Source organism: Staphylococcus sp. HL28, from assembly GCF_021117155.1.
In the GTDB taxonomy this organism is placed as follows: domain Bacteria; phylum Bacillota; class Bacilli; order Staphylococcales; family Staphylococcaceae; genus Staphylococcus; species Staphylococcus warneri.
The window spans coordinates 995,026-1,018,283 of sequence record NZ_CP088218.1 but is presented as its reverse complement, the minus strand read 5'-3'; the positions used below and the strand labels follow the sequence as shown (position 1 = coordinate 1,018,283).

The window sequence follows — 23,258 nt, the reverse complement described above, 5'->3', positions numbered from 1 at the left end:
CAATTATACACATTTCTTGAAACACAAATTACATCTTAATATATTTTTAATGAAAATAAAAGAGTCAATTTCGTTTTAAGCTCATTTTTATTAAAGGCAAAATTATCAAAATACTTAAATTTTTAACATTATTTGTAAATATTTAGTTATTTTACCATCATAAATTGAGCGTAATTATTACTTTAGTTAGCTTTTTTAATTATATCAGTTTATTTTCCATAGCATAAATTGCAGCTTGTGTACGATCACTCACCTGCAATTTACTGAATATATGACTCACGTGTGTTTTAATAGTTTTTTCAGATACAAATAATGTATTAGCAATTTCTTTATTAGTTTTTCCTTTGACCATTTCTTTAAGTACTTCTGTTTCTCTTTTAGATAATTTATTTGTAAAATGTGGTTTTGAACTCATAGAATCTATAACGTGTTTTGCGTCGGGATGTATAATTTTCTTCCCATCAATTACATTATGAATCGTTTCAATCAGTTTCTGTGGTTCTACGTCTTTCATTTCATAGCCATCAGCACCTTTTTCTATAGCAGAAATGACATGTTCATCATCAACATAACTTGTTAATACCAGAATTTTAATGTCAGGATAGTTATTTTTTAAATACTCCGTTATTTCAATACCATTCATATCTGGCATAACTAAATCCAATAACACGATATCTGGTTGTTCATTATCTTCAAGGTAATCTAAAAACAATTTACCTTCAGCAAACCCCTGTACAACCTCAATATCTTCTACAGTAGATAATAAAAATTCTAAGCCTTGTCTGACAATATGATGATCATCGACTAATATGATTTTCTTCATCGCTATACTCCTTTAAATAATCAGTTCAATGGTATTTCTATTTCAATACGAGTACCTTTTGATGGCTTTGAATAGATACGTAATTGTCCTTTTAATATATCAGTGCGTTGTTGTAAGTGTTTTAAACCATTCGCCGTATCGGACATTTTCTTTTCATTGTCAAATCCTTTTCCCTCGTCTTGAACAATCACATAAAGTTTTTCATTTGTTTGTTTTAAAGTTAAAGTTACTTCATTCGTTTGCGCATGCTTTCTAACATTGTTCAGACATTCTTGAACCATACGATATACATTTTCTTCTATGACATTTGTTACATCAATCAATCCATCCACATGAACGTTTAAATTTAACTGTAACAATTCACTATAATGGTTTAACGCATGTAACATACCTTGCTCTAATCCAACAGGTTTTAATTGCCATATAAGTGCACGCATTTCATTAACTGCATTTTGACTTGTTTCCTCTATAGTTTTAAAGGCCTTTTTTGACATCTCTTCGTTTGAAATACCGTAGGCAGCATGTGCAGTTAATTTTAATGAAAATAACATTTGGTTTACCGAATCATGTAAATCTCTAGCTAACCTGTTTCTTTCATTAATTCGTGCATTTTCCTTTTCTTTATCGGTTAACATGATTCGCTTGATTGCTGAACCAATTTGAAAGGCCACTGATTCTAACAATGCCAAATCTTCCTGGCTATAATGACTTTTGTTTGGTGTTGCAACATTTAATAATCCAAATTGTTCTTCACCAGATCTCAGTGGCACTGTTGCGTGATGTGTAATACCGTCTGTTTCCTCATGATGCGCTCGATTTGCCAAATTAATTCTTGAACAATTAATGATATTAGAGGCTTTCGTCAGTTTTTCATTTTGATAAGCACGTACACACCAACAAGACCCATCAGTCATATAGTGACATTGATTTTTAGATAGTGCTCCTGGTAAGTTCACACTAGAGACTAATTCGTGGTTTCCAGATTGATTGATAAAGAAAATCCAACCCGTTGTAAAGTCACTTCCTTCAATCAAATATTGAATTGCTCCTTGCATCATACTGTAAATTTCTGTTTCTTCATTCAAAAATTCTGCAATTTCTTTAAGGAGAGCGATACGTGTTGGTTTTTCCATAATTACCTCCAAAAATATTTCGAATATCTATTCTATTATACCGTTTCATGTAATATAAAAAAACCGCTCAATGCCATAATGTACAATGACGGCGATTCAAAGGCTGCTAATTATTTTAATTTTATATTGCAATAATATATTTTGTGATATGATTAAAAGTAACTATAGGAGGATTTTATGAAATTTACAATACCTGAAAATTATGATCAATATACATTGAGAGAGATTTTCCAAGATTTAAAGTTACCTAAAAAAGACTTACACTTATTAAATATGTCTAAGGATATTACTATTAATAAACAAACAAGTCGTTTATCTGATAAGGTAAATACTGGCGATGAAGTATTTATACCTACACCGGAAGAAAAAAGTAATTACTTACCAAGTTATCGTTATGCACAAGTTTATTATGAAAATGATGACTTTGCGATTGTTTTAAAACCTAAAGGTGTCAAAACACATCCAAATGATTTAAAAGAAAGTAATACGCTAATGAATCATCTTATTTACACTATTGATAGCGATTATGTAGAACCCATACATCGATTAGACCAAGAAACTGTAGGTTTATTAATTGTGGCAAAAAATCCATTAATGAAAAAGATATTAGATAGAATGCTAGAAGAAAATGATATCACCCGTATCTATAAAGCACATGTTAAAGCTTTATTACCAATCAAACCACAAACAATTGATAAACCAATTGGTAAAGATAAGTTTCATCCAAATAAAAAACGTATATCTAATACAGGTCAACGTGCGATCACACATATTCTATCGTCAAATATGATTAAAGAAAATGTATGTGAGTTAGAAATAAAATTAGATACTGGACGCACACACCAAATTCGTGTACATCTAGCAGAAATCGGACACCCTGTAATTGGTGATCCATTATATGGAGATTCAACATTAAGACAATTAGAATTGCACAGTTATAAAATCGAATTAGAACATCCATTAACTAAAGAATGGATATCAGTTAGTTTAGATGATGATATTTCATAAAAAAGCTAGGAAGATTAATACAATTTAATCTTCCTAGCTTTTAATTATTATATTGTTTCTAATGAGGATCTACCATATCTTCTGGCTTAATCCATTCTTCAAATTGTTCTTCAGTTACATAACCAGATTGAATAGCTGATTCTTTAAGAGTTAAGCCTTCTTTATGCGCCTTTTTAGCTATTTGTGCTGCTTTCTCATATCCAATATGAGGATTTAAAGCAGTAACAAGCATTAATGATTGATTTAAGTAATTATCAATATTTTCCTCAATAGGTTCAATACCTACAGCACAGTTTTTATTAAATGTTTCCATACCATCTGCTAATAAGTATATAGATTGTAATGTATTGTGTAAAATAACTGGTTTAAATACATTTAATTCAAAGTTACCTTGTGAACTTGCGATACCTACTGCAGTGTCATTACCCATCACTTGCACTGCTACCATTGTTAACATTTCACATTGTGTTGGATTAACTTTACCTGGCATAATTGAAGAACCCGGTTCATTTTCAGGAATCGAGATTTCAGCTAAACCTGCTCTTGGACCAGAAGCTAACCATCTTACATCATTAGCAATTTTCATTAAATCGCCAGCTAGTGCTTTTAATGTACCATGCAATTGAACAACTTCATCATGTGCAGTTAATGCATGGAATTTGTTTTCTGATGATACAAACGCATAACCTGTATTTTCTGAGATAAATTTAGCAACTTTGTCACCAAACTCTGGATGGGCATTGATTCCTGTACCTACTGCAGTACCACCAATCGCTAAGTTGAGAATATGCTTTTTAGACTCATTTAATAATGTTTCACATCTATCTAACATATAACGCCAACCACTAATTTCTTGGCCTAATTTAATTGGTGTAGCATCTTGTAAATGTGTACGACCAATTTTGATAATAGATTCAAATTCATCCTCTTTTTGTTTAAAAGTTTGGCGTAAATGTTTTAACGCTGGTTCTAATTTAGTTTCAACTTCGTGATATAGTGCAACGTGCATCGCTGTTGGAAATGTGTCATTAGAACTTTGAGATTTATTTACATCATCATTTGGATGGATTGACTCATCACTTTTTTGTTCTTTTAAATATTCATTTGCTACATAACTAACCACTTCATTCACGTTCATATTACTTTGTGTACCGCTTCCTGTTTGCCATACAACTAGTGGGAAATGTTCATCCAATTCACCATTTAAAATTTTATCACAAGCATATACGATAGCATCTTTTTTAGCATCGCTTAATTTTCCTAATTCGTTATTAGCTAATGCAGCACCTCTTTTAAGTTGTGCGAATCCATATACGACTTCAATAGGCATTTTCTCTTTACCTACTGGGAAGTTTCTTTTACTTCTTTCTGTTTGAGCACCCCAATATTTATCTGCAGGTACTTCAATTTCTCCAAATGTATCATGTTCAATACGTACTGACATTTTATTCTCCCCTTATTATCATTGTTTAATCCTAGTATATCACTATTCAATTTGTCATATCAATTTAGAAGTAAAACGTTTACATATATTTTTGTATAAAAAAACTCTAGTTACTAATATAAATTCAGTAGAAAACTAGAGTTTAATTATATATTATTGAAATTTATGTTTTGTTGCTTGAACAGTTGCGATTGCTGTTAAAATATATAAAATCGCACTAATTACAATCGTAAATGGACTTATTTTAATTAATATACTTAAAATACCTGTTAAGCTATTATAAAACCCATCTAATGTATACATTAAAATACCTGTTATAGCTAAACAGCAAATAACGCTGATAATAATGCCTGATTGATTACTTTTTATAAATGTTTGAGCACTGACATCATCAATTAAACCATTAGAAAGATTTAACTGTAATTGTACTATTTTAAATAAAACTGGCAAGTATAGTGCGCCTAGTGCTAATGGAAATGCCTTGATTGAAATTAAACTTACAATAACAGTTGCGATCATTAAATATTTCCAATACTTCCCTAGCATATGTAATCTCCTTTTAAACATGATTCTTCAATATCATACCATAATGCAAGAATTGATGGATTACTTCCATTAAAAAATTATTTTGCTTTCTCTATATAAAAATACTCTTGCAATAGTACTTTTACTATTACAAGAGCAAATATTTAATCTTGATCTAAATCAGAACGAACATCTGAATCATGAGATTGATTTAATTTTTCTTCATCATTTTCTTCAGAAATTTGTTCCATTTCTTTTCCTAAGTCTTTTAAATCATCTAAATCGGTTACCATTGCATTTTCTTCTTCATGGTAATTTGTTTTAGAATCTTTATTTTGAGTCATATAGATAACCTCTTTCTCACTTATTCTTTATGCAAAGCGAGCTGTGAAGTATTCTTTCACGTCTTCAGGTAATCCAGCTGCTGCTTCTTTATCTAAAATAACGTTAACCATACGGTGCGCTTTTAAGTCTGCAGGTTCAAAGTTAGATTTTCCATTTTCGTTATATAATTTTTCGACTACTTCACGTTTATTACTACCAGTAACAACTAAGAAGATTTCGCGTGCTTCTAGTAAACCTTGTCTTACACTTACATCTAAATGACCATTTTCATCAATTGAAACTACTTGTAATACTAATTTACCTTTATTTTCTTTCGTTTTAATTTTATCTGAAATAAAGTCATTAGCATCTTGGTTATATGATAATGAATAAATTTGGCTTTGTGGTACACCTAACGCTTCATAATATGATTGATTTTTATCATAATCTAAAATATTAATTTGACTGAAATCAACTGCATGTAAATCAACATTCTTTTTTAATTCATCTAATACAGGTGCATGATCTTTTGTTAAATGAACACCTGCGATAGTCATTGGGTTGTTATTAAATTGTTTTCTCAAAATGTCTGCTGTATATTCAGCTACTCTTTGTTTATCTTCAAATACTTTAAAGTTCATTGCCATTTTAAAATACACTCCTCTTAGTTTGCTTACATAGAATAGTATGGTTAATATTAATTCATTTATACCCTAATTATTTATCGTTCAAACTAACCTATGATTATAGAATACTATTTTCTTATCAATTAATATAACATGTAGCCAACTTTTTGTTCATCTACTTTGAATTTCAAACATTTTTCTTATGATAGACCTGAAAATGATTGTTGTCTTAAAGCTTCGTAAATCAATAACGCTGCAGTATTAGAAAGATTTAATGAACGAATTTTATCACTCATTGGAATTCTTAATGCAGTATCTTGATACTTATCTTTGACCCAATCTGGTAATCCAGTTGTTTCTCTACCAAAAATAAAATAATGATTATTGTTCGTATCAGAAAAATCAAAATCACTATATATTTGCTTACCAAATTTTGTTAACAAATAGTATTCGCCTTCTGTAGATTCAAAAAATGATTCTATATCTTCGTGATATGTAATATTAACATGTTCCCAGTAATCTAATCCTGCTCTTTTTAACATCTTATCATCTGTACTAAATCCAAGTGGTTTAATCAAATGTAAGTGCGTATTGGTACCAGCACAAGTTCTAGCTATATTACCAGTATTTGCAGGGATTTCAGGTTGAAATAATACAATATGGTTTGTCATTTACTTTCTCTCCTCATCTCCAAGCCTTTTAACATTTCAACTTGGACTTCTTCAATTTCATTTTCATAATGTGTATGAATAAAATCACGTGCATTCTCACCTTCAATTTGACCAATTGCCCAATATGCAGTCCCTCTTATCATAGGTCTAGGGTCATTTAATGCAACATCTTTTAAATCAGGTATAGCACTTGTTTCATTAAAATGTGCTAAAGCTAATATGGCATTACGTTGTATAGGTTTTTTACCTCTCCACGCACCTGCTAAATGACCATATGTATTTTTAAATTCTTTATTACTCATTTGTAATAATGGGACTAATCTAGGTTTCAAAATTTCAGGTTCTAAAATAATGTCATCATGTTCTGTATTGATGCCTTTATTTTTAGGACAAACTTGTTGGCAAGTGTCACAACCATATAGTCGATTGCCGATTTTATATCTGTATTCATCATCTAAATAACCTTTAGTTTGAGTTAAAAAGCTAATACATTTTTGACTATTTAATTGGCCGTTGCCAACTAAAGCACCTGTAGGACATCTATCAACGCAAATGGTACAATCTCCACAACTATCTAAAATAGGATCATCTGGTTCAAATGGTATACTAACAAGCATTTCACCTAGATAGGTCCATGTGCCTAAATCAGGATTAATAATAAAACCATTTCGTCCTGCAAAACCGAGCCCTGCACGTTCAGCTACCGCTCTATCTGATAATACTCCAGTGTCAACCATCGACTTAATTTCAACATCAGGTACTTTTGATTGGATATATGTACCCAATTGATCCAACCGTTTTCTCATAATTGTATGATAATCTTGCCCCCATGACGCACGTGCAAACATTCCACGCCTATCTCCACGTACACTTTTAGGAGCCCCTTTGAGTTTATTGGGATAGCCAACTGCTATCGCAATTATAGATCTCGCTGTCGGTAAGCTTAATTTAGGTTCCGTTCTCAATGCTATATCAGATTCTTCAAACCCTGATGCATATCCTTTTGAATGATAATCTTCTAGCTTTTGTTTCAATTCATCAAATGGATCGGCAGTTGTAAAACCAATACTGTCAATACCAATTGTATGTGCGTAATCAATGATATCTTTTTTTAACTGCTTTACATCCAAGATTCTGCCCCCACATTATAAAAATATACTCTTGTTATTTTAACATATGAATAAATAGTGATGTATGATTATTGATTAAAAGTATGTAAGACATAGACTTTACTACGTCATTTAATATTTATTCAATTTAATCAATTTATTCTTACAACGTTAACCATTAAATACAGGTAACAATTGACTGTTAGTATATCAAAAATGAAAGCCTGAGAAATTAACATCCTCAGACTTTCACAATTTAATTTTAATTTTTTATATTTATAATACTCTAGATAAGAAATTTTTAGTTCTTTCATGTTGTGGTTTTTCAAATATTTCCTGTGGTGTACCTGCTTCAACAACAACGCCATCTGCCATAAATATTACTTTATCACTGACATCTTTTGCGAATCCCATTTCATGTGTAACGACCACCATCGTCATTCCTTCTTTTGCTAAATCCTTCATAACTTTTAAAACATCCCCAACTACTTCAGGATCAAGTGCCGATGTCGGTTCATCAAATAAAATAACATCTGGGTGCATAGCTAATGCTCTTGCTATCGCAACTCTTTGCTTTTGTCCACCGGAAAGTTGATTAGGATAAACATCTGCTTTATCTTTTAATCCTACCTTATCTAGTAATTCAATCGCTTGCTCATTTAGAGTTGAATTATCATTCTTTTTTAACAATTTTGGCGCTAACATAATATTTTCCTTAACCTTTTTATGAGGAAATAAATTAAAGTTTTGAAACACCATGCCCATTTTTTGTCTTAATTGCTCTAATTGAACACCTTTTTTTGTTAGATCGTTTCCTTCAAATATGACATGACCTTTAGTGGGTGTTTCTAATAAATTCATACATCTTAATAAAGTACTTTTCCCACTACCTGATGGGCCAATGATAGCTACGACTTCACCTTTTTTAATATCTAAATTAATGTCTTTTAATACTTCATTGTTACCAAATTTTTTATTTAAATTTTGAATTTTAATCACTGGCTTTCATTCTCCCTTCTATAAAGTTCATGATGCGTGATAATGCAAAGGTTAGAATAAAGTACATTCCTGCTGCCACCAATAATGGTGTAAAAGGATCAAATGAAATACCCTGAACCACTTGTGCATTAAATATAATTTCTCCAACACCTATTGTTGATACAATTGATGATTCTTTAATCAACGTAACAAATTCATTACCTAATGCTGGTAAAATATTCTTAATAGCTTGTGGCATAATAACTGATTTCATCGTTTGGTTGTAACTCAAACCTAAACTGCGTGCAGCTTCTGTTTGTCCTTTATCGATGGAATTAATACCCGCACGAAATATCTCTGCAATATATGCTGATGAGTTTATAACTAACGCAATTGTTCCACAAATTAAAGCAGAAATATCTAGTCCAAGTGCTGCAGTAGTACCAAAAAATACTATGAAAACTTGTACTAATAATGGTGTACCTCTTAAGAATTCTATATATATTGAAGCAATCCAAGATAATGGTTTAAATTTACTTAATTTCATTAGTGCGATAAACGCGCCTAAAATAGCTCCTAATACTACACCAATAAATGAAATTAAAATTGTATTTTCTAATCCTTTTATAAAGAAACTTTTATATTTTGTGTAAAAATTGCCATCATCTTGCATATCATTCGCTGCTTTAGTCATATACTTATCAATTAAATTTTTATCATTAACTTCATTGATTGTCTGATTTAATTTTTTTAATAGAATTGGTGAATTTTTAGGTACTGCAATACAAGTTGGTTTCTTTTCTTCATTAAACTTCACATCTGAAAATGCAAGTTCAGGGTTTTGTTTTATGTATGCTTCTGCTACAGGCTTTTCAAGAATAGCTCCTATAGCTTTACCACTTTTCACAGATAAGATAGCTTCTGGTAATTTATTTAATGAAGTAATATCTGCATTTTCAATTTCTGTCTTAGCTATTTTTTCTTGATCTGTGCCTTTTTGAACTGCAATTTTTTTATCTTTAAAATCACTAATAGATTTTAAGTGATTTTTTTCATTTTTCTTTACTAACATAATATTATTAGTCATCATATACGGTTTAGTAAAGCTTACCTCTTTTTCACGTTCAGGTGTCGTTGTCATTCCAGAAATAATAATATCAATTTTTCCAGTTTTAAGCGCACCTAGTAAACTATCAAATTGCATATTAATAATTTTCAGTTTGAGATGATTATCTTTAGCTATTTTCTTAGCTAACTCTATATCGACACCAGCATATTCAGTTTTTCCATTTGCATTCTTTTCAAATTCCATCGGTGCATAATCAGCTGATAAGCCAACACGAAGTTCTCCACTCTCTTTAATTTTTTGCCAATTTGTATCATTTTCTTCAGCATTAATATTGGGTTGTTTCATTGTTAATGTTGAACCTACTATGATTAAAAATACCAAAAATACTTTAATAAAATATTTCATTAAAGCAACCCTCCTTTATAATATTCATTATTATACAAATTATTACATTAATATGCAATATTTATTTTTAAATACCATAAAAAAAGTGTAGCCGTAACGACTACACTGAGAATTTGTTTAATCTTTAGGAATTTCAAATTTATATATTTCATCATTATATGAATGTATAAACTTTTTACATAACTCATGTACTATAAATCCACTGATAAATGGAATAATAAAGTACCCTACAAATAGCATGATAATATTTGTCATTTGATCTCCAGGCATGCGATTTAAAGCGTTTATAGGTCCAACAAGTCCAGTATATCCAAAACCTGCAGATAGAGGTGTACCTTTGATACCTATGAAATAAGCAATGATACCAGTAACAATACCATTAATGATTAACGGAATGGCTATTATTAAATGTTTTAAATAAACAGGTATCATCATTTTTGCTGCACCAATAAGCAATACCAAATTGACTCCAATAGAATTAACTCTTAAAGATCCAAATAAAAATGTAACACATGCAGCAACAATACCCATATTGGCCGCACCACTACCTAATCCAGTTAAACCTATCGCAGTAGCAATGGCTACCAATGAAATTGGTGTAACCATAAGTAAAGAGAAAGTCACACTTATTAGAATTGACATCGTTAATGGATTAAGGTCAGTAAATGAATTAATCAATTTACCAATTGTATGTGTAACGACTTGAACATATGGTAAGGTCATCATACCAATAGTTCCACTAACAACTGGAATTAAAACTGGTAAAATGATCATTTCAAATGAACCGAGTTTCCCTTGGAATAATAAATATAAAAAACAGGCAACAATCACAACTAAAATAATATTGATGATATCCCCGACACCTTTAATCATAATACCTTGATTATTAAATACAATTGCGCCGGAACCTAACATTGCAGAAGTACCAACAATAGCAGCACCTGAACCATTGAATTTAAATTGATGAGCTGCTAAAACACCTACTATAAATGCCATAAAAGACTGTATAACTGTAACGAGGCGAAAAATAGTTTCTAAGAGCTCATTACCATCTTTAAAAAATTTAAGTAATTCACCTAATAAAGCATTTGGTAATAAGGCAATGACAACACCTGCACCTACTGCATTTAGAATATTACTAAAGAATACTTTACCACCCATTTTAGTACTAATTTTACTCATAATGAACCTCCAAGCATAATAAAATTATCATTTATCATATTACAAAATGATACAAACTAAATATGATAAAGATACTTTTAACTCTATAACAGAACTATATTGATATAAAAAAAGTGGTAAATGTGTTTACACAAATACCACTTTTCCTTAGACTTTATCTATTTTATACCGGCGGTCGGGATCGAACCGACACTCCAAAAAGGAACGGGATTTTGAGTCCCGCGCGTCTGCCAATTCCGCCACGCCGGCTCAATATAAAGAAAAAACTTCCACTTGGAAGTAATATTGGAGCGGAAGATAGGACTTACACCTATACCTCGTTCCGGGAAGGAACGTGTTCTAAGAGTTGAACTACTCCCGCTTAATATAAAATTGGAGCGGAAGATAGGACTTACACCTATACCTCGTTCCGGGAAGGAACGTGTTCTGAGAGTTGAACTACTCCCGCTTAATATAAAATTGGAGCGGAAGATAGGACTTGCACCTATACCTCGTTCCGGGAAGGAACGTGTTCTGAGAGTTGAACTACTCCCGCTTAATATAAAATATGGAGCGGAAGATAGGACTTGCACCTATACCTCGTTCCGGGAAGGAACGTGTTCTAAGAGTTGAACTACTCCCGCTTAATATAAACCTGGAGGCGGCAACCGGATTTGAACCGGTGATAAAGGTTTTGCAGACCTCTGCCTTACCACTTGGCTATGCCGCCAATAACTGGGCTAGCTGGATTCGAACCAGCGCGTGACGGAGTCAAAGTCCGTTGCCTTACCGCTTGGCTATAGCCCATTAATAATAAGGGCGGTTGAAGGGAATCGAACCCTCGAGTGTCGGAACCACAATCCGATGCGTTAACCACTTCGCCACAACCGCCATGGCAGGGGCAGTAGGAATCGAACCCACATCAAAGGTTTTGGAGACCTCTATTCTACCGTTGAACTATGCCCCTATTTAGATGGTGGAGGGGGGCAGATTCGAACTGCCGAACCCGAAGGAGCGGATTTACAGTCCGCCGCGTTTAGCCACTTCGCTACCCCTCCAAGAGATGGTGCCGGCCAGAGGACTTGAACCCCCAACCTACTGATTACAAGTCAGTTGCTCTACCAATTGAGCTAGGCCGGCTTGTGAAATGGTTCAGGACAGAGTCGAACTGCCGACACATGGAGCTTCAATCCATTGCTCTACCAACTGAGCTACTGAACCATAATAAAATGTAATGGCGGTCTCGACGGGAATCGAACCCGCGATCTCCTGCGTGACAGGCAGGCGTGTTAACCGCTACACTACGAGACCAAAATATGTATTGCGGGAGGCGGATTTGAACCACCGACCTTCGGGTTATGAGCCCGACGAGCTACCGAACTGCTCCATCCCGCGATAATAATAAATAATAAAAACGGAGGAAGAGGGATTCGAACCCCCGCGGCCCGTTAAGGCCCTGTCGGTTTTCAAGACCGATCCCTTCAGCCGGACTTGGGTATTCCTCCATGATTATAGGTAAATTGCTATTAAATTAAAATGGCGGTCTCGACGGGAATCGAACCCGCGATCTCCTGCGTGACAGGCAGGCGTGTTAACCGCTACACTACGAGACCAAATATAAAACGGAGGAAGAGGGATTCGAACCCCCGCGGCCCGTTAAGGCCCTGTCGGTTTTCAAGACCGATCCCTTCAGCCGGACTTGGGTATTCCTCCAAAATTATATGGACCTTGCAGGACTCGAACCTGCGACCGAACGGTTATGAGCCGTTAGCTCTAACCAACTGAGCTAAAGGTCCTAAATATAATCTTACAACTAATAGTAGTGGCGGTGGAGGGGATCGAACCCCCGACCTCACGGGTATGAACCGTACGCTCTAGCCAGCTGAGCTACACCGCCGTTATCTAGTTTGTAAATTTAATATGGTGGAGACTAGCGGGATCGAACCGCTGACCTCCTGCGTGCAAAGCAGGCGCTCTCCCAGCTGAGCTAAGCCCCCATATATATAATAATTGTTGCTATCGGGAAGACAGGATTCGAACCTACGACCCCTTGGTCCCAAACCAAGTGCTCTACCAAGCTGAGCTACTTCCCGTAGAATAAGCGCGCCCGATAGGAGTCGAACCCATAACCTCTTGATCCGTAGTCAAACGCTCTATCCAATTGAGCTACGGGCGCATATTAAAATTAGATGGTGCCGAGGACCGGAATCGAACCGGTACGGTGATCTCTCACCGCAGGATTTTAAGTCCTGTGCGTCTGCCAGTTCCGCCACCCCGGCACTAATAATGGAGCAGAAGACGGGATTCGAACCCGCGACCCCAACCTTGGCAAGGTTGTATTCTACCGCTGAACTACTTCTGCATATGCGGGTGAAGGGAGTCGAACCCCCACGCCGTAAGGCGCTAGATCCTAAGTCTAGTGCGTCTGCCAATTCCGCCACACCCGCTATTAAAATGGTGAGCCATAGAGGATTCGAACCTCTGACCCTCTGATTAAAAGTCAGATGCTCTACCAACTGAGCTAATGGCTCTAAAGATGGTGCCGGCCAGAGGACTTGAACCCCCAACCTACTGATTACAAGTCAGTTGCTCTACCAATTGAGCTAGGCCGGCTATAAATGGTGGAGAATGACGGGTTCGAACCGCCGACCCTCTGCTTGTAAGGCAGATGCTCTCCCAGCTGAGCTAATTCTCCAGTATATTTGCCTGGCAACGTCCTACTCTAGCGGAACGTTAGTCCGACTACCATCGGCGCTAAGGAGCTTAACTTCTGTGTTCGGCATGGGAACAGGTGTGACCTCCTTGCCATTGTCACCAGACAAATGGAATGTGTTATGCATTCAAAACTAGATAGTAAGTAAAATGATTTTGCGTCGCAAAACATAAATTTTGATTAAGTCTTCGATCGATTAGTATTCGTCAGCTCCACGTGTCACCACGCTTCCACCTCGAACCTATTAACCTCATCATCTTTGAGGGATCTTATAACCGAAGTTGGGAAATCTCATCTTGAGGGGGGCTTCATGCTTAGATGCTTTCAGCACTTATCCCGTCCATACATAGCTACCCAGCTATGCCGTTGGCACGACAACTGGTACACCAGAGGTATGTCCATCCCGGTCCTCTCGTACTAAGGACAGCTCCTCTCAAATTTCCTACGCCCACGACGGATAGGGACCGAACTGTCTCACGACGTTCTGAACCCAGCTCGCGTACCGCTTTAATGGGCGAACAGCCCAACCCTTGGGACCGACTACAGCCCCAGGATGCGATGAGCCGACATCGAGGTGCCAAACCTCCCCGTCGATGTGAACTCTTGGGGGAGATAAGCCTGTTATCCCCGGGGTAGCTTTTATCCGTTGAGCGATGGCCCTTCCATGCGGAACCACCGGATCACTAAGTCCGTCTTTCGACCCTGCTCGACTTGTAAGTCTCGCAGTCAAGCTCCCTTATGCCTTTACACTCTATGAATGATTTCCAACCATTCTGAGGGAACCTTTGAGCGCCTCCGTTACCTTTTAGGAGGCGACCGCCCCAGTCAAACTGCCCACCTGACACTGTCTCCCACCACGATAAGTGGTGCGGGTTAGAAAGCCAACACAGCTAGGGTAGTATCCCACCAATGCCTCCACGTAAGCTAGCGCTCACGTTTCAAAGGCTCCTACCTATCCTGTACAAGCTGTGCCGAATTTCAATATCAGGCTACAGTAAAGCTCCACGGGGTCTTTCCGTCCTGTCGCGGGTAACCTGCATCTTCACAGGTACTATGATTTCACCGAGTCTCTCGTTGAGACAGTGCCCAAATCGTTACGCCTTTCGTGCGGGTCGGAACTTACCCGACAAGGAATTTCGCTACCTTAGGACCGTTATAGTTACGGCCGCCGTTTACTGGGGCTTCGATTCGTAGCTTCGCAGAAGCTAACTACTCCTCTTAACCTTCCAGCACCGGGCAGGCGTCAGCCCCTATACATCACCTTACGGTTTAGCAGAGACCTGTGTTTTTGATAAACAGTCGCTTGGGCCTATTCACTGCGGCTCTTCTGGGCGTTAACCCTAAAGAGCACCCCTTCTCCCGAAGTTACGGGGTCATTTTGCCGAGTTCCTTAACGAGAGTTCGCTCGCTCACCTTAGAATTCTCATCTTGACTACCTGTGTCGGTTTGCGGTACGGGCACCTGTTATCTATCTAGAGGCTTTTCTTGGCAGTGTGAAATCAACGACTCGAGGAAACAATTTCCTCTCCCCATCACAGCTTGACCTTATGAGTGCCGGATTTGCCTAACACTCAGTCTTACTGCTTGGACGTGCAATCCAATAGCACGCTTCGCCTATCCTACTGCGTCCCCCCATCGATTAAAACGATACTAGGTGGTACAGGAATATCAACCTGTTATCCATCGCCTACGCCTGTCGGCCTCAGCTTAGGACCCGACTAACCCAGAGCGGACGAGCCTTCCTCTGGAAACCTTAGTCAATCGGTGGACGGGATTCTCACCCGTCTTTCGCTACTCACACCGGCATTCTCACTTCTAAGCGCTCCACATGTCCTTGCGATCATGCTTCGACGCCCTTAGAACGCTCTCCTACCATTGTCCTACGGACAATCCACAGCTTCGGTAATATGTTTAGCCCCGGTACATTTTCGGCGCAGTGTCACTCGACTAGTGAGCTATTACGCACTCTTTAAATGATGGCTGCTTCTAAGCCAACATCCTAGTTGTCTGGGCAACGCCACATCCTTTTCCACTTAACATATATTTTGGGACCTTAGCTGGTGGTCTGGGCTGTTTCCCTTTCGAACACGGACCTTATCACCCATGTTCTGACTCCCAAGTTAAATTGATTGGCATTCGGAGTTTGTCTGAATTCGGTAACCCGAGAAGGGCCCCTCGTCCAAACAGTGCTCTACCTCCAATAATCATCACTTGAGGCTAGCCCTAAAGCTATTTCGGAGAGAACCAGCTATCTCCAAGTTCGATTGGAATTTCTCCGCTACCCTCAGTTCATCCGCTCACTTTTCAACGTAAGTCGGTTCGGTCCTCCATTCAGTGTTACCTGAACTTCAACCTGACCAAGGGTAGATCACCTGGTTTCGGGTCTACGACCAAATACTAAACGCCCTATTCAGACTCGCTTTCGCTACGGCTCCACATTAGCTGCTTAACCTTGCATCAAATCGTAACTCGCCGGTTCATTCTACAAAAGGCACGCCATCACCCATTAACGGGCTCTGACTACTTGTAAGCACACGGTTTCAAGTTCTCTTTCACTCCCCTTCCGGGGTACTTTTCACCTTTCCCTCACGGTACTGGTTCACTATCGGTCACTAGAGAGTATTTAGCCTTAGGAGATGGTCCTCCCAGATTCCGACGGAATTTCACGTGCTCCGTCGTACTCAGGATCCACTCAAGAGAGTATATATTTTCGACTACAGGATTATTACCTTCTTTGATTCAACTTTCCAGATGATTCGTCTAATATATACTTTTGTAACTCCGTATAGAGTGTCCTACAACCCCAACAAGCAAGCTTGTTGGTTTGGGCTCTTCCCGTTTCGCTCGCCGCTACTCAGGGAATCGATTTTTCTTTCTCTTCCTCCGGGTACTAAGATGTTTCAGTTCTCCGGGTCTGCCTTCTGATATGCTATGTATTCACATATCGATAACATGACATAACTCATGCTGGGTTTCCCCATTCGGAAATCTCTGGATCAACGCTTACTTACAGCTCCCCAAAGCATATCGTCGTTAGTAACGTCCTTCATCGGCTTCTAGTGCCAAGGCATCCACCGTGCGCCCTTAATAACTTAATCTATGTTTCCATCCTACAGGAAACGCGTTATTAATCTTGTGAGTGTTCTTTCGAACACTAGCGATTATTTCTTATGAATTCAAGCTTTAAAACTCTAATTCACTCGGTTTTGCTTGGTAAAATCTATTTTACTTACTTATCTAGTTTTCAATGTACAATTATAATGGTGGAGACTAGCGGGATCGAACCGCTGACCTCCTGCGTGCAAAGCAGGCGCTCTCCCAGCTGAGCTAAGCCCCCATATAACTATTAATTAATGGTGGGCCTAAGTGGACTCGAACCACCGACCTCACGCTTATCAGGCGTGCGCTCTAACCAGCTGAGCTATAGGCCCATTAATTATTTGTAAAACAAACAATCAAAACTGAATACAATATGTCAATGTTATTCCTTCATCTTCTACGAAGATGTTCCGAATATATCCTTAGAAAGGAGGTGATCCAGCCGCACCTTCCGATACGGCTACCTTGTTACGACTTCACCCCAATCATTTGTCCCACCTTCGACGGCTAGCTCCATAAATGGTTACTCCACCGGCTTCGGGTGTTACAAACTCTCGTGGTGTGACGGGCGGTGTGTACAAGACCCGGGAACGTATTCACCGTAGCATGCTGATCTACGATTACTAGCGATTCCAGCTTCATGTAGTCGAGTTGCAGACTACAATCCGAACTGAGAACAACTTTATGGGATTTGCTTGACCTCACGGTTTAGCTGCCCTTTGTATTGTCCATTGTAGCACGTGTGTAGCCCAAATCATAAGGGGCATGATGATTTGACGTCATCCCCACCTTCCTCCGGTTTGTCACCGGCAGTCAACTTAGAGTGCCCAACTTAATGATGGCAACTAAGCTTAAGGGTTGCGCTCGTTGCGGGACTTAACCCAACATCTCACGACACGAGCTGACGACAACCATGCACCACCTGTCACTTTGTCCCCCGAAGGGGAAGACTCTATCTCTAGAGCGGTCAAAGGATGTCAAGATTTGGTAAGGTTCTTCGCGTTGCTTCGAATTAAACCACATGCTCCACCGCTTGTGCGGGTCCCCGTCAATTCCTTTGAGTTTCAACCTTGCGGTCGTACTCCCCAGGCGGAGTGCTTAATGCGTTAGCTGCAGCACTAAGGGGCGGAAACCCCCTAACACTTAGCACTCATCGTTTACGGCGTGGACTACCAGGGTATCTAATCCTGTTTGATCCCCACGCTTTCGCACATCAGCGTCAGTTACAGACCAGAAAGTCGCCTTCGCCACTGGTGTTCCTCCATATCTCTGCGCATTTCACCGCTACACATGGAATTCCACTTTCCTCTTCTGCACTCAAGTTTTCCAGTTTCCAATGACCCTCCACGGTTGAGCCGTGGGCTTTCACATCAGACTTAAAAAACCGCCTACGCGCGCTTTACGCCCAATAATTCCGGATAACGCTTGCCACCTACGTATTACCGCGGCTGCTGGCACGTAGTTAGCCGTGGCTTTCTGATCAGGTACCGTCAAGATGTGCACAGTTACTTACACATTTGTTCTTCCCTGATAACAGAGTTTTACGATCCGAAGACCTTCATCACTCACGCGGCGTTGCTCCGTCAGGCTTTCGCCCATTGCGGAAGATTCCCTACTGCTGCCTCCCGTAGGAGTCTGGACCGTGTCTCAGTTCCAGTGTGGCCGATCACCCTCTCAGGTCGGCTACGTATCGTTGCCTTGGTAAGCCGTTACCTTACCAACTAGCTAATACGGCGCGGATCCATCTATAAGTGACAGCAAAGCCGCCTTTCACTATTGAACCATGCGGTTCAATATGTTATCCGGTATTAGCTCCGGTTTCCCGAAGTTATCCCAGTCTTATAGGTAGGTTATCCACGTGTTACTCACCCGTCCGCCGCTAACGTCAAAGGAGCAAGCTCCTTATCTGTTCGCTCGACTTGCATGTATTAGGCACGCCGCCAGCGTTCATCCTGAGCCAGGATCAAACTCTCCATAAAAAATTATGATGTTTGATTAGCTCATAAAACTAAATTAATTGTTGCAACTTTCGTTACATTATTGGAATTAACGTTGACATATTGTCATTCAGTTTTCAATGTTCGTTTTTTCACTTACAATGTCTTATTATATCGTGTTTGTTTTATGAAGTCAACAATAAATTTAAATTCTTTTTTAAGAACTTTGTTATTAATGACTCAACAAAATCTATAATATAATGTTTGAATTGAAAGTTCAATAGTCAAAATTACACTTTATCAACATTTACTTTAAAAAGTTAATGAAATCTTTTCAAATAGTTAATATCGTTTTGACGACTTTTATATATTACCAAGTAATTATATTAACGTCAACGCATTTCAACTATTTAATTTGTAAAAATTTACTCGAAGTATACCTAATTTTTATTTAAAGTGAATTATATGTTTTTAAAGTGTAATCCTTATTGCATACTATCCGTTCTTCCGTATCTAACTTAACTTTTCTAAGAGCATTGTATATATACATGTATTCATATAAAAACAATTACTTCACTTTTCTTCTTTTTAAAGTAATAAAAACCATGTTTGACTATTATCGAATCAAACATGGTTTTATACTTATTATTTACTTTTGATTTATCTTCATGAATAAACGATGCCTATTTTTCTTTATCTTTGCATTCTTTACATATTCCATAAATTTCCATTCGATGATGTGTTACGTCAAATTCAGTAACATGTTGTGCTAGCTGTTCCACTTCGTCTAATTGTGGATAATGGAAGTCAACTATTTTACCGCATTTTTCACAAATAATATGGTAATGATTGTGAGTATTGAAATCAAAACGACTTGACGCATCACCGTATGTGAGCTCTTTTACAATGCCTATATCTTTGAATACTCTTAAATTATTATATATTGTCGCAACACTTATATTAGGAAAATCTGGTGAAAGTGCTTGATAAATTTCGTCGGCACTAGGATGTGTTTTTGAAGAAATCATGAATTTCAAAATTGCTTGTCTTTGAGGTGTTATACAAATACCAGCTTTTCTTAAAGACGCAATTGATTCTTCAAGTTCATGTTCTATTGATTCTAATTCCGCGCTCATTTTTTTCACCATCTTTCTAGTTAATAATGATTATTACTTAATACTAATATAACTGTTACAATTTACAAATGTCAATAAAACAGTTGTATTTTCATTAATATCCTTTTTCTAGATCCACTTCATTCTCAATTACGTTATTATAATTGAGAAAATGCTCCAAGTTTTTAATAAATATTTTTGTAACGTCCTCATTAATACTATAATCATTTCCAGTAATATGCGCAGTAATAGTTACGTTATCTAGATCATATAATGTGTTATCTGGTGTTAATGGCTCTTTTTCAAATACATCTAAGTAAGCATGTCTGATTTCATTATTACTTAATGCTTTAATCAATGTATCTTCCTCAACTATTGTACCTCTACCGACATTAATAAACATTGCACTTGCTTTCATTTTTTCAAAGTCTTCATATTTTAATAGATGAATCGTTTCATTTGTTTCTGGCAAACTATTGATTACTATATCGCCTTTTTCTAATAAGTCACTTAGATATTCAATTTTGTGTACTTCATCAAACCATTTTTTCTGTTCCCCTGATTTACTTACACCTATAACCTTCATATCAAAAGCTTTCGCTAACTTTGCTGTTCGTTGTGCGATTGCTCCTGTGCCTAAAAACAATATACAATCACCATTTAATCTTCTGCCTGTCATTTTCGAATCATATATTTTGTTTTGTTGATTAATATAAGATGTTCTCATTTTCTTATAATCATCTAATATAAATGCAATGATAAATTCAGATAGTTGTTTTGCTTGTACTCCCCTACTATTAGTTAACTTAATATTATGTTCCTTAATATATGTTAATGGTAAAGCATTAACACCAGTAGCATACCAAGCAATCCACTTAAGATTTGGGCAATCCTTTAAAAATGTTTCATCTAAATTTCCATCATATCCAATTAAAATATCGAGTGATTGTCTGTCTTCATTTGGTATATTTTTAGCTTTCTTAATAAATTTAAATTCTACCTGTGGAAATGTTTCTATTAATTTATCTTCTAACTCTCCTAATCTAAACAGACTAACTACTTTCATCTATATCACTCCAAAATGTTTTTTAGCGCTTCAATTTGGGTCTTAACTTTTACTTTTTCAATAACATCTTTCACTATGCCTTGCTCATCTATAACAAACGTTGTTCGAACTATACCCATACTTTCTTTACCGAATGATTTTTTTAATTGATATACACCGACTTCATTTGAAAGTTGATAATCTTGGTCAACGAGTAAATCAAAGTTAAGCTTATGTTTCTCTATAAAATTTTGATGCTTTTTCTTAGAATCACCGCTCACACCATAGATATTCACATTCAAATCATTAAACATTTCAATATTATCTCGAAAATCACAAGCTTCTGTAGTACAAGTTGGCGTATTATCTCTAGGATAGAAATATAATATTGTCACTTGGCCTTTTATCGTTTCATTAGTAATGCGTTCTCCATTTTGATTTTCTAATGAAAATTCTGGAAATTGATCTCCTTTTTTTAACATTTAATCACCTGTTTCTTCATTAAGTTAATTTTATGATACGATAATAAACGACAATATTAAATTAAAAGAGGTTGATAATATGAACTTTACTGAAAGTGAACGACTTCAGGAATTATCGAATGAATATATTTTAGGTGGCGTAAACTCTCCATCCCGTTCTTATAAAGCAGTTGGTGGTGGTGCACCAGTAGTTATGAAAGAAGGTAAAGGGGCTTATTTATATGATGTAGATGGCAACAAATTTATAGACTATTTACAAGCATATGGCCCAATCATTACTGGTCACGCCCATCCTCATATTACAAAAGCAATCCAAGAGCAAGCTGCTAAAGGTGTATTATATGGAACACCTACTGAATTAGAAATTGATTTTAGTAAGAAATTGCGAGAAGCCATTCCTTCTCTTGAAAAAATTAGATTTGTAAACTCTGGTACTGAAGCTGTCATGACTACTATAAGAGTTGCACGTGCCTATACTAAGCGAAATAAAATCATTAAATTTGCCGGTTCATATCATGGTCATTCAGATTTAGTACTAGTTGCCGCTGGTAGTGGTCCTTCACAACTTGGTTCTCCTGATTCTGCAGGGGTCCCAGAAAGCGTTGCTAAAGAAGTGATTACTGTACCATTTAACGATATTGAATCATACAAAGAAGCAATTAATCACTGGGGTGACGACGTTGCTGCCGTTTTAGTAGAGCCAATAGTAGGTAACTTTGGTATGGTAATGCCGGAACCAGGCTTTTTAGAAGAAGTTAACCGTATTACTCACGAAAACAATAGTTTAGTCATTTATGATGAAGTCATTACAGCGTTCAGATTTCATTATGGTGCTGCTCAAGACTTACTTGGTGTCATCCCTGATTTAACTGCTTTTGGTAAAATTGTAGGTGGTGGCTTACCAATCGGTGGTTATGGTGGCCGACAAGATATAATGGAACATGTAGCGCCACTTGGTCCAGCCTATCAAGCAGGTACTATGGCTGGTAACCCATTATCGATGAAAGCAGGTATTGCATTACTTGAAGTTTTAGAACAAAAAGGTGTTTACGAGAAGTTAGATAAGTTAGGCAAACGATTAGAAGACGGTCTATTACAATTAATTGAAAAACATCAAATCACTGCAACAATAAATCGTATATATGGTTCTCTCACATTGTACTTTACTGATGAAAAGATTACGCATTACGAACAAGTAGAAAATTCAGATGGTGAGGCTTTTGCTAAATTCTTTAAATTAATGCTTAACCAAGGTATTAATTTAGCTCCTTCTAAATTCGAAGCTTGGTTCTTAACTACAGAACATACTGAAGAAGACATTGATCAAACACTTAAAGCAGCTGATTATGCGTTTAGTCAAATGAAATAATTTTTGGTTATTATTCAAGAGGCTATGACAAATGGGTCTCTACCTATAATCCTGCTTTTGAGACGCCTTTTATTAATCCAAGACATAACCTTTGTCTTGGATTTTATTTATATTATTCAATATATTTTCGGTTTATCAGACTATGCCTAATTGAAAATAAATTATCTTTTGTACATATGAAATTGTACATTTATAGCATATTAAGTACTGGCTGTCTTACTT

The 23,258-nt window shown here is 36.8% G+C and carries 16 protein-coding genes, 30 tRNA genes and 3 rRNA genes; 2 read left to right on the top strand and 47 right to left on the bottom strand.

Annotated elements, in window-relative coordinates; genetic code table 11:
• Positions 1-199 precede the first annotated feature (199 nt).
• Together LPC11_RS05030 and LPC11_RS05025 are read right to left on the bottom strand one after the other, a co-directional pair.
• Entirely contained in the window at positions 200-823 is a 624-nt protein-coding gene (locus LPC11_RS05030) for a response regulator (RefSeq protein WP_023373056.1), read from the bottom strand.
• A gap of 20 nt (positions 824-843) precedes the next feature.
• The gene (locus LPC11_RS05025; RefSeq protein ID WP_023373058.1) at positions 844-1,956 is read right to left on the bottom strand and encodes a GAF domain-containing sensor histidine kinase; all 1,113 of its coding nucleotides are present in this window, start codon (positions 1,954-1,956) and stop codon (positions 844-846) included.
• A gap of 177 nt (positions 1,957-2,133) precedes the next feature.
• Here LPC11_RS05025 and LPC11_RS05020 point away from each other — a divergent pair, with 177 nt between their 5' ends.
• On the top strand, positions 2,134-2,964 hold the full coding sequence (locus LPC11_RS05020; protein ID WP_023373060.1) for an RluA family pseudouridine synthase: 831 nt from the start codon (positions 2,134-2,136) through the stop codon (positions 2,962-2,964).
• 58 nt (positions 2,965-3,022) lie between these two features.
• Here the strand turns inward: LPC11_RS05020 and fumC are convergent, their stop codons facing one another.
• From fumC to bcp, 45 genes are all read right to left on the bottom strand, one after another.
• The gene (fumC, locus tag LPC11_RS05015; protein WP_023373062.1) at positions 3,023-4,408 is read right to left on the bottom strand and encodes a class II fumarate hydratase; all 1,386 of its coding nucleotides are present in this window, start codon (positions 4,406-4,408) and stop codon (positions 3,023-3,025) included.
• Positions 4,409-4,561: 153 nt separating this feature from the next.
• Positions 4,562-4,954 (bottom strand): hypothetical protein, encoded by a 393-nt coding sequence (locus LPC11_RS05010; protein WP_023373063.1) that lies wholly within the window; start codon positions 4,952-4,954, stop codon positions 4,562-4,564.
• Positions 4,955-5,097: 143 nt separating this feature from the next.
• Positions 5,098-5,277, bottom strand: coding sequence for an SAS053 family DNA gyrase inhibitor (locus LPC11_RS05005; protein WP_002466824.1), 180 nt, complete (start codon positions 5,275-5,277; stop codon positions 5,098-5,100).
• A gap of 27 nt (positions 5,278-5,304) precedes the next feature.
• Complete coding sequence (locus tag LPC11_RS05000) at positions 5,305-5,904, bottom strand: 6-phosphogluconolactonase (protein WP_023373067.1); 600 nt, start codon at positions 5,902-5,904, stop codon at positions 5,305-5,307.
• A 179-nt stretch (positions 5,905-6,083) separates the two neighbouring features.
• A complete protein-coding gene (gene trmL, locus LPC11_RS04995) occupies positions 6,084-6,554 on the bottom strand; it encodes a tRNA (uridine(34)/cytosine(34)/5-carboxymethylaminomethyluridine(34)-2'-O)-methyltransferase TrmL (RefSeq protein ID WP_023373069.1) in 471 nt (156 codons plus the stop codon).
• Entirely contained in the window at positions 6,551-7,684 is a 1,134-nt protein-coding gene (queG, locus tag LPC11_RS04990) for a tRNA epoxyqueuosine(34) reductase QueG (protein WP_023373071.1), read from the bottom strand. The genes trmL and queG overlap by 4 nt, the downstream gene beginning before the upstream one ends.
• Before the next feature lie 255 nt (positions 7,685-7,939).
• On the bottom strand, positions 7,940-8,662 hold the full coding sequence (locus tag LPC11_RS04985) for an amino acid ABC transporter ATP-binding protein (protein ID WP_023373073.1): 723 nt from the start codon (positions 8,660-8,662) through the stop codon (positions 7,940-7,942).
• On the bottom strand, positions 8,655-10,055 hold the full coding sequence (locus tag LPC11_RS04980; RefSeq protein ID WP_374101325.1) for an ABC transporter substrate-binding protein/permease: 1,401 nt from the start codon (positions 10,053-10,055) through the stop codon (positions 8,655-8,657). The genes LPC11_RS04985 and LPC11_RS04980 overlap by 8 nt, the downstream gene beginning before the upstream one ends.
• Before the next feature lie 177 nt (positions 10,056-10,232).
• Positions 10,233-11,297 (bottom strand): PTS sugar transporter subunit IIC, encoded by a 1,065-nt coding sequence (locus LPC11_RS04975; RefSeq protein ID WP_023373077.1) that lies wholly within the window; start codon positions 11,295-11,297, stop codon positions 10,233-10,235.
• Between the two features lie 166 nt (positions 11,298-11,463).
• Positions 11,464-11,546 (bottom strand) — tRNA-Leu (locus LPC11_RS04970).
• Between the two features lie 37 nt (positions 11,547-11,583).
• Positions 11,584-11,658 (bottom strand) — tRNA-Gly (locus LPC11_RS04965).
• Between the two features lie 12 nt (positions 11,659-11,670).
• Positions 11,671-11,745: transfer RNA gene (locus tag LPC11_RS04960), tRNA-Gly, on the bottom strand.
• Positions 11,746-11,757: 12 nt separating this feature from the next.
• Positions 11,758-11,832: transfer RNA gene (locus LPC11_RS04955), tRNA-Gly, on the bottom strand.
• 13 nt (positions 11,833-11,845) lie between these two features.
• Positions 11,846-11,920: transfer RNA gene (locus LPC11_RS04950), tRNA-Gly, on the bottom strand.
• 12 nt (positions 11,921-11,932) lie between these two features.
• Positions 11,933-12,006 (bottom strand) — tRNA-Cys (locus tag LPC11_RS04945).
• A 5-nt stretch (positions 12,007-12,011) separates the two neighbouring features.
• Positions 12,012-12,083: transfer RNA gene (locus LPC11_RS04940), tRNA-Gln, on the bottom strand.
• 11 nt (positions 12,084-12,094) lie between these two features.
• A tRNA-His gene (locus tag LPC11_RS04935) sits at positions 12,095-12,167 on the bottom strand.
• 2 nt (positions 12,168-12,169) lie between these two features.
• Positions 12,170-12,243: transfer RNA gene (locus LPC11_RS04930), tRNA-Trp, on the bottom strand.
• A gap of 7 nt (positions 12,244-12,250) precedes the next feature.
• Positions 12,251-12,334, bottom strand: a tRNA-Tyr gene (locus LPC11_RS04925).
• Positions 12,335-12,340: 6 nt separating this feature from the next.
• A tRNA-Thr gene (locus LPC11_RS04920) sits at positions 12,341-12,416 on the bottom strand.
• 8 nt (positions 12,417-12,424) lie between these two features.
• Positions 12,425-12,497 (bottom strand) — tRNA-Phe (locus tag LPC11_RS04915).
• A gap of 14 nt (positions 12,498-12,511) precedes the next feature.
• Positions 12,512-12,587 (bottom strand) — tRNA-Asp (locus tag LPC11_RS04910).
• 10 nt (positions 12,588-12,597) lie between these two features.
• Positions 12,598-12,671 (bottom strand) — tRNA-Met (locus tag LPC11_RS04905).
• A gap of 20 nt (positions 12,672-12,691) precedes the next feature.
• Positions 12,692-12,781: transfer RNA gene (locus LPC11_RS04900), tRNA-Ser, on the bottom strand.
• A gap of 32 nt (positions 12,782-12,813) precedes the next feature.
• Positions 12,814-12,889 (bottom strand) — tRNA-Asp (locus LPC11_RS04895).
• Between the two features lie 10 nt (positions 12,890-12,899).
• Positions 12,900-12,989: transfer RNA gene (locus tag LPC11_RS04890), tRNA-Ser, on the bottom strand.
• A gap of 9 nt (positions 12,990-12,998) precedes the next feature.
• Positions 12,999-13,072, bottom strand: a tRNA-Ile gene (locus LPC11_RS04885).
• A 27-nt stretch (positions 13,073-13,099) separates the two neighbouring features.
• A tRNA-Met gene (locus LPC11_RS04880) sits at positions 13,100-13,173 on the bottom strand.
• 24 nt (positions 13,174-13,197) lie between these two features.
• Positions 13,198-13,273: transfer RNA gene (locus tag LPC11_RS04875), tRNA-Ala, on the bottom strand.
• Positions 13,274-13,295: 22 nt separating this feature from the next.
• Positions 13,296-13,369, bottom strand: a tRNA-Pro gene (locus tag LPC11_RS04870).
• Between the two features lie 9 nt (positions 13,370-13,378).
• Positions 13,379-13,452: transfer RNA gene (locus tag LPC11_RS04865), tRNA-Arg, on the bottom strand.
• A gap of 14 nt (positions 13,453-13,466) precedes the next feature.
• Positions 13,467-13,555: transfer RNA gene (locus LPC11_RS04860), tRNA-Leu, on the bottom strand.
• Positions 13,556-13,563: 8 nt separating this feature from the next.
• Positions 13,564-13,638, bottom strand: a tRNA-Gly gene (locus LPC11_RS04855).
• A gap of 3 nt (positions 13,639-13,641) precedes the next feature.
• Positions 13,642-13,723, bottom strand: a tRNA-Leu gene (locus tag LPC11_RS04850).
• A gap of 8 nt (positions 13,724-13,731) precedes the next feature.
• Positions 13,732-13,807, bottom strand: a tRNA-Lys gene (locus LPC11_RS04845).
• A gap of 6 nt (positions 13,808-13,813) precedes the next feature.
• Positions 13,814-13,889: transfer RNA gene (locus LPC11_RS04840), tRNA-Thr, on the bottom strand.
• 6 nt (positions 13,890-13,895) lie between these two features.
• Positions 13,896-13,971: transfer RNA gene (locus LPC11_RS04835), tRNA-Val, on the bottom strand.
• A 9-nt stretch (positions 13,972-13,980) separates the two neighbouring features.
• A 5S ribosomal RNA gene (gene rrf, locus LPC11_RS04830) occupies positions 13,981-14,095 on the bottom strand.
• Positions 14,096-14,165: 70 nt separating this feature from the next.
• Positions 14,166-17,087, bottom strand: a 23S ribosomal RNA gene (locus LPC11_RS04825).
• A gap of 163 nt (positions 17,088-17,250) precedes the next feature.
• Positions 17,251-17,326: transfer RNA gene (locus tag LPC11_RS04820), tRNA-Ala, on the bottom strand.
• 17 nt (positions 17,327-17,343) lie between these two features.
• Positions 17,344-17,420: transfer RNA gene (locus LPC11_RS04815), tRNA-Ile, on the bottom strand.
• Between the two features lie 94 nt (positions 17,421-17,514).
• A 16S ribosomal RNA gene (locus tag LPC11_RS04810) occupies positions 17,515-19,067 on the bottom strand.
• Together the 16S, 23S and 5S rRNA genes with 30 tRNA genes alongside form the textbook arrangement of a ribosomal RNA operon.
• A gap of 641 nt (positions 19,068-19,708) precedes the next feature.
• On the bottom strand, positions 19,709-20,161 hold the full coding sequence (gene perR, locus LPC11_RS04805) for a peroxide-responsive transcriptional repressor PerR (protein ID WP_231307371.1): 453 nt from the start codon (positions 20,159-20,161) through the stop codon (positions 19,709-19,711).
• Positions 20,162-20,255: 94 nt separating this feature from the next.
• Entirely contained in the window at positions 20,256-21,206 is a 951-nt protein-coding gene (locus LPC11_RS04800) for a phosphoglycerate dehydrogenase (RefSeq protein WP_023373081.1), read from the bottom strand.
• Positions 21,207-21,211: 5 nt separating this feature from the next.
• A complete protein-coding gene (gene bcp, locus LPC11_RS04795) occupies positions 21,212-21,667 on the bottom strand; it encodes a thioredoxin-dependent thiol peroxidase (RefSeq protein WP_023373083.1) in 456 nt (151 codons plus the stop codon).
• 79 nt (positions 21,668-21,746) lie between these two features.
• Here bcp and LPC11_RS04790 point away from each other — a divergent pair, with 79 nt between their 5' ends.
• Positions 21,747-23,036: a glutamate-1-semialdehyde 2,1-aminomutase gene (locus LPC11_RS04790; protein WP_023373085.1), complete on the top strand. Its 1,290-nt coding sequence runs from the start codon at positions 21,747-21,749 to the stop codon at positions 23,034-23,036.
• Positions 23,037-23,258: the final 222 nt, after the last annotated feature.

What these genes read in the sequence shown, in the direction of transcription:
- fumC (WP_023373062.1), bottom strand. Translation starts at nt 4,408, where the DNA reads ATGTCAGTACGTATTGAACATGATACATTTGGAGAAATTGAAGTACCT.
- LPC11_RS05010 (WP_023373063.1), bottom strand. Translation starts at nt 4,954, where the DNA reads ATGCTAGGGAAGTATTGGAAATATTTAATGATCGCAACTGTTATTGTA.
- trmL (WP_023373069.1), bottom strand. Translation starts at nt 6,554, where the DNA reads ATGACAAACCATATTGTATTATTTCAACCTGAAATCCCTGCAAATACT.
- LPC11_RS05030 (WP_023373056.1), bottom strand. Translation starts at nt 823, where the DNA reads ATGAAGAAAATCATATTAGTCGATGATCATCATATTGTCAGACAAGGC.
- LPC11_RS04800 (WP_023373081.1), bottom strand. Translation starts at nt 21,206, where the DNA reads ATGAAAGTAGTTAGTCTGTTTAGATTAGGAGAGTTAGAAGATAAATTA.
- LPC11_RS05000 (WP_023373067.1), bottom strand. Translation starts at nt 5,904, where the DNA reads ATGGCAATGAACTTTAAAGTATTTGAAGATAAACAAAGAGTAGCTGAA.
- LPC11_RS05020 (WP_023373060.1), top strand. Translation starts at nt 2,134, where the DNA reads ATGAAATTTACAATACCTGAAAATTATGATCAATATACATTGAGAGAG.
- LPC11_RS05005 (WP_002466824.1), bottom strand. Translation starts at nt 5,277, where the DNA reads ATGACTCAAAATAAAGATTCTAAAACAAATTACCATGAAGAAGAAAAT.
- LPC11_RS04975 (WP_023373077.1), bottom strand. Translation starts at nt 11,297, where the DNA reads ATGAGTAAAATTAGTACTAAAATGGGTGGTAAAGTATTCTTTAGTAAT.
- bcp (WP_023373083.1), bottom strand. Translation starts at nt 21,667, where the DNA reads ATGTTAAAAAAAGGAGATCAATTTCCAGAATTTTCATTAGAAAATCAA.
- perR (WP_231307371.1), bottom strand. Translation starts at nt 20,161, where the DNA reads ATGAGCGCGGAATTAGAATCAATAGAACATGAACTTGAAGAATCAATT.
- LPC11_RS05025 (WP_023373058.1), bottom strand. Translation starts at nt 1,956, where the DNA reads ATGGAAAAACCAACACGTATCGCTCTCCTTAAAGAAATTGCAGAATTT.
- LPC11_RS04980 (WP_374101325.1), bottom strand. Translation starts at nt 10,055, where the DNA reads ATGAAACAACCCAATATTAATGCTGAAGAAAATGATACAAATTGGCAA.
- LPC11_RS04790 (WP_023373085.1), top strand. Translation starts at nt 21,747, where the DNA reads ATGAACTTTACTGAAAGTGAACGACTTCAGGAATTATCGAATGAATAT.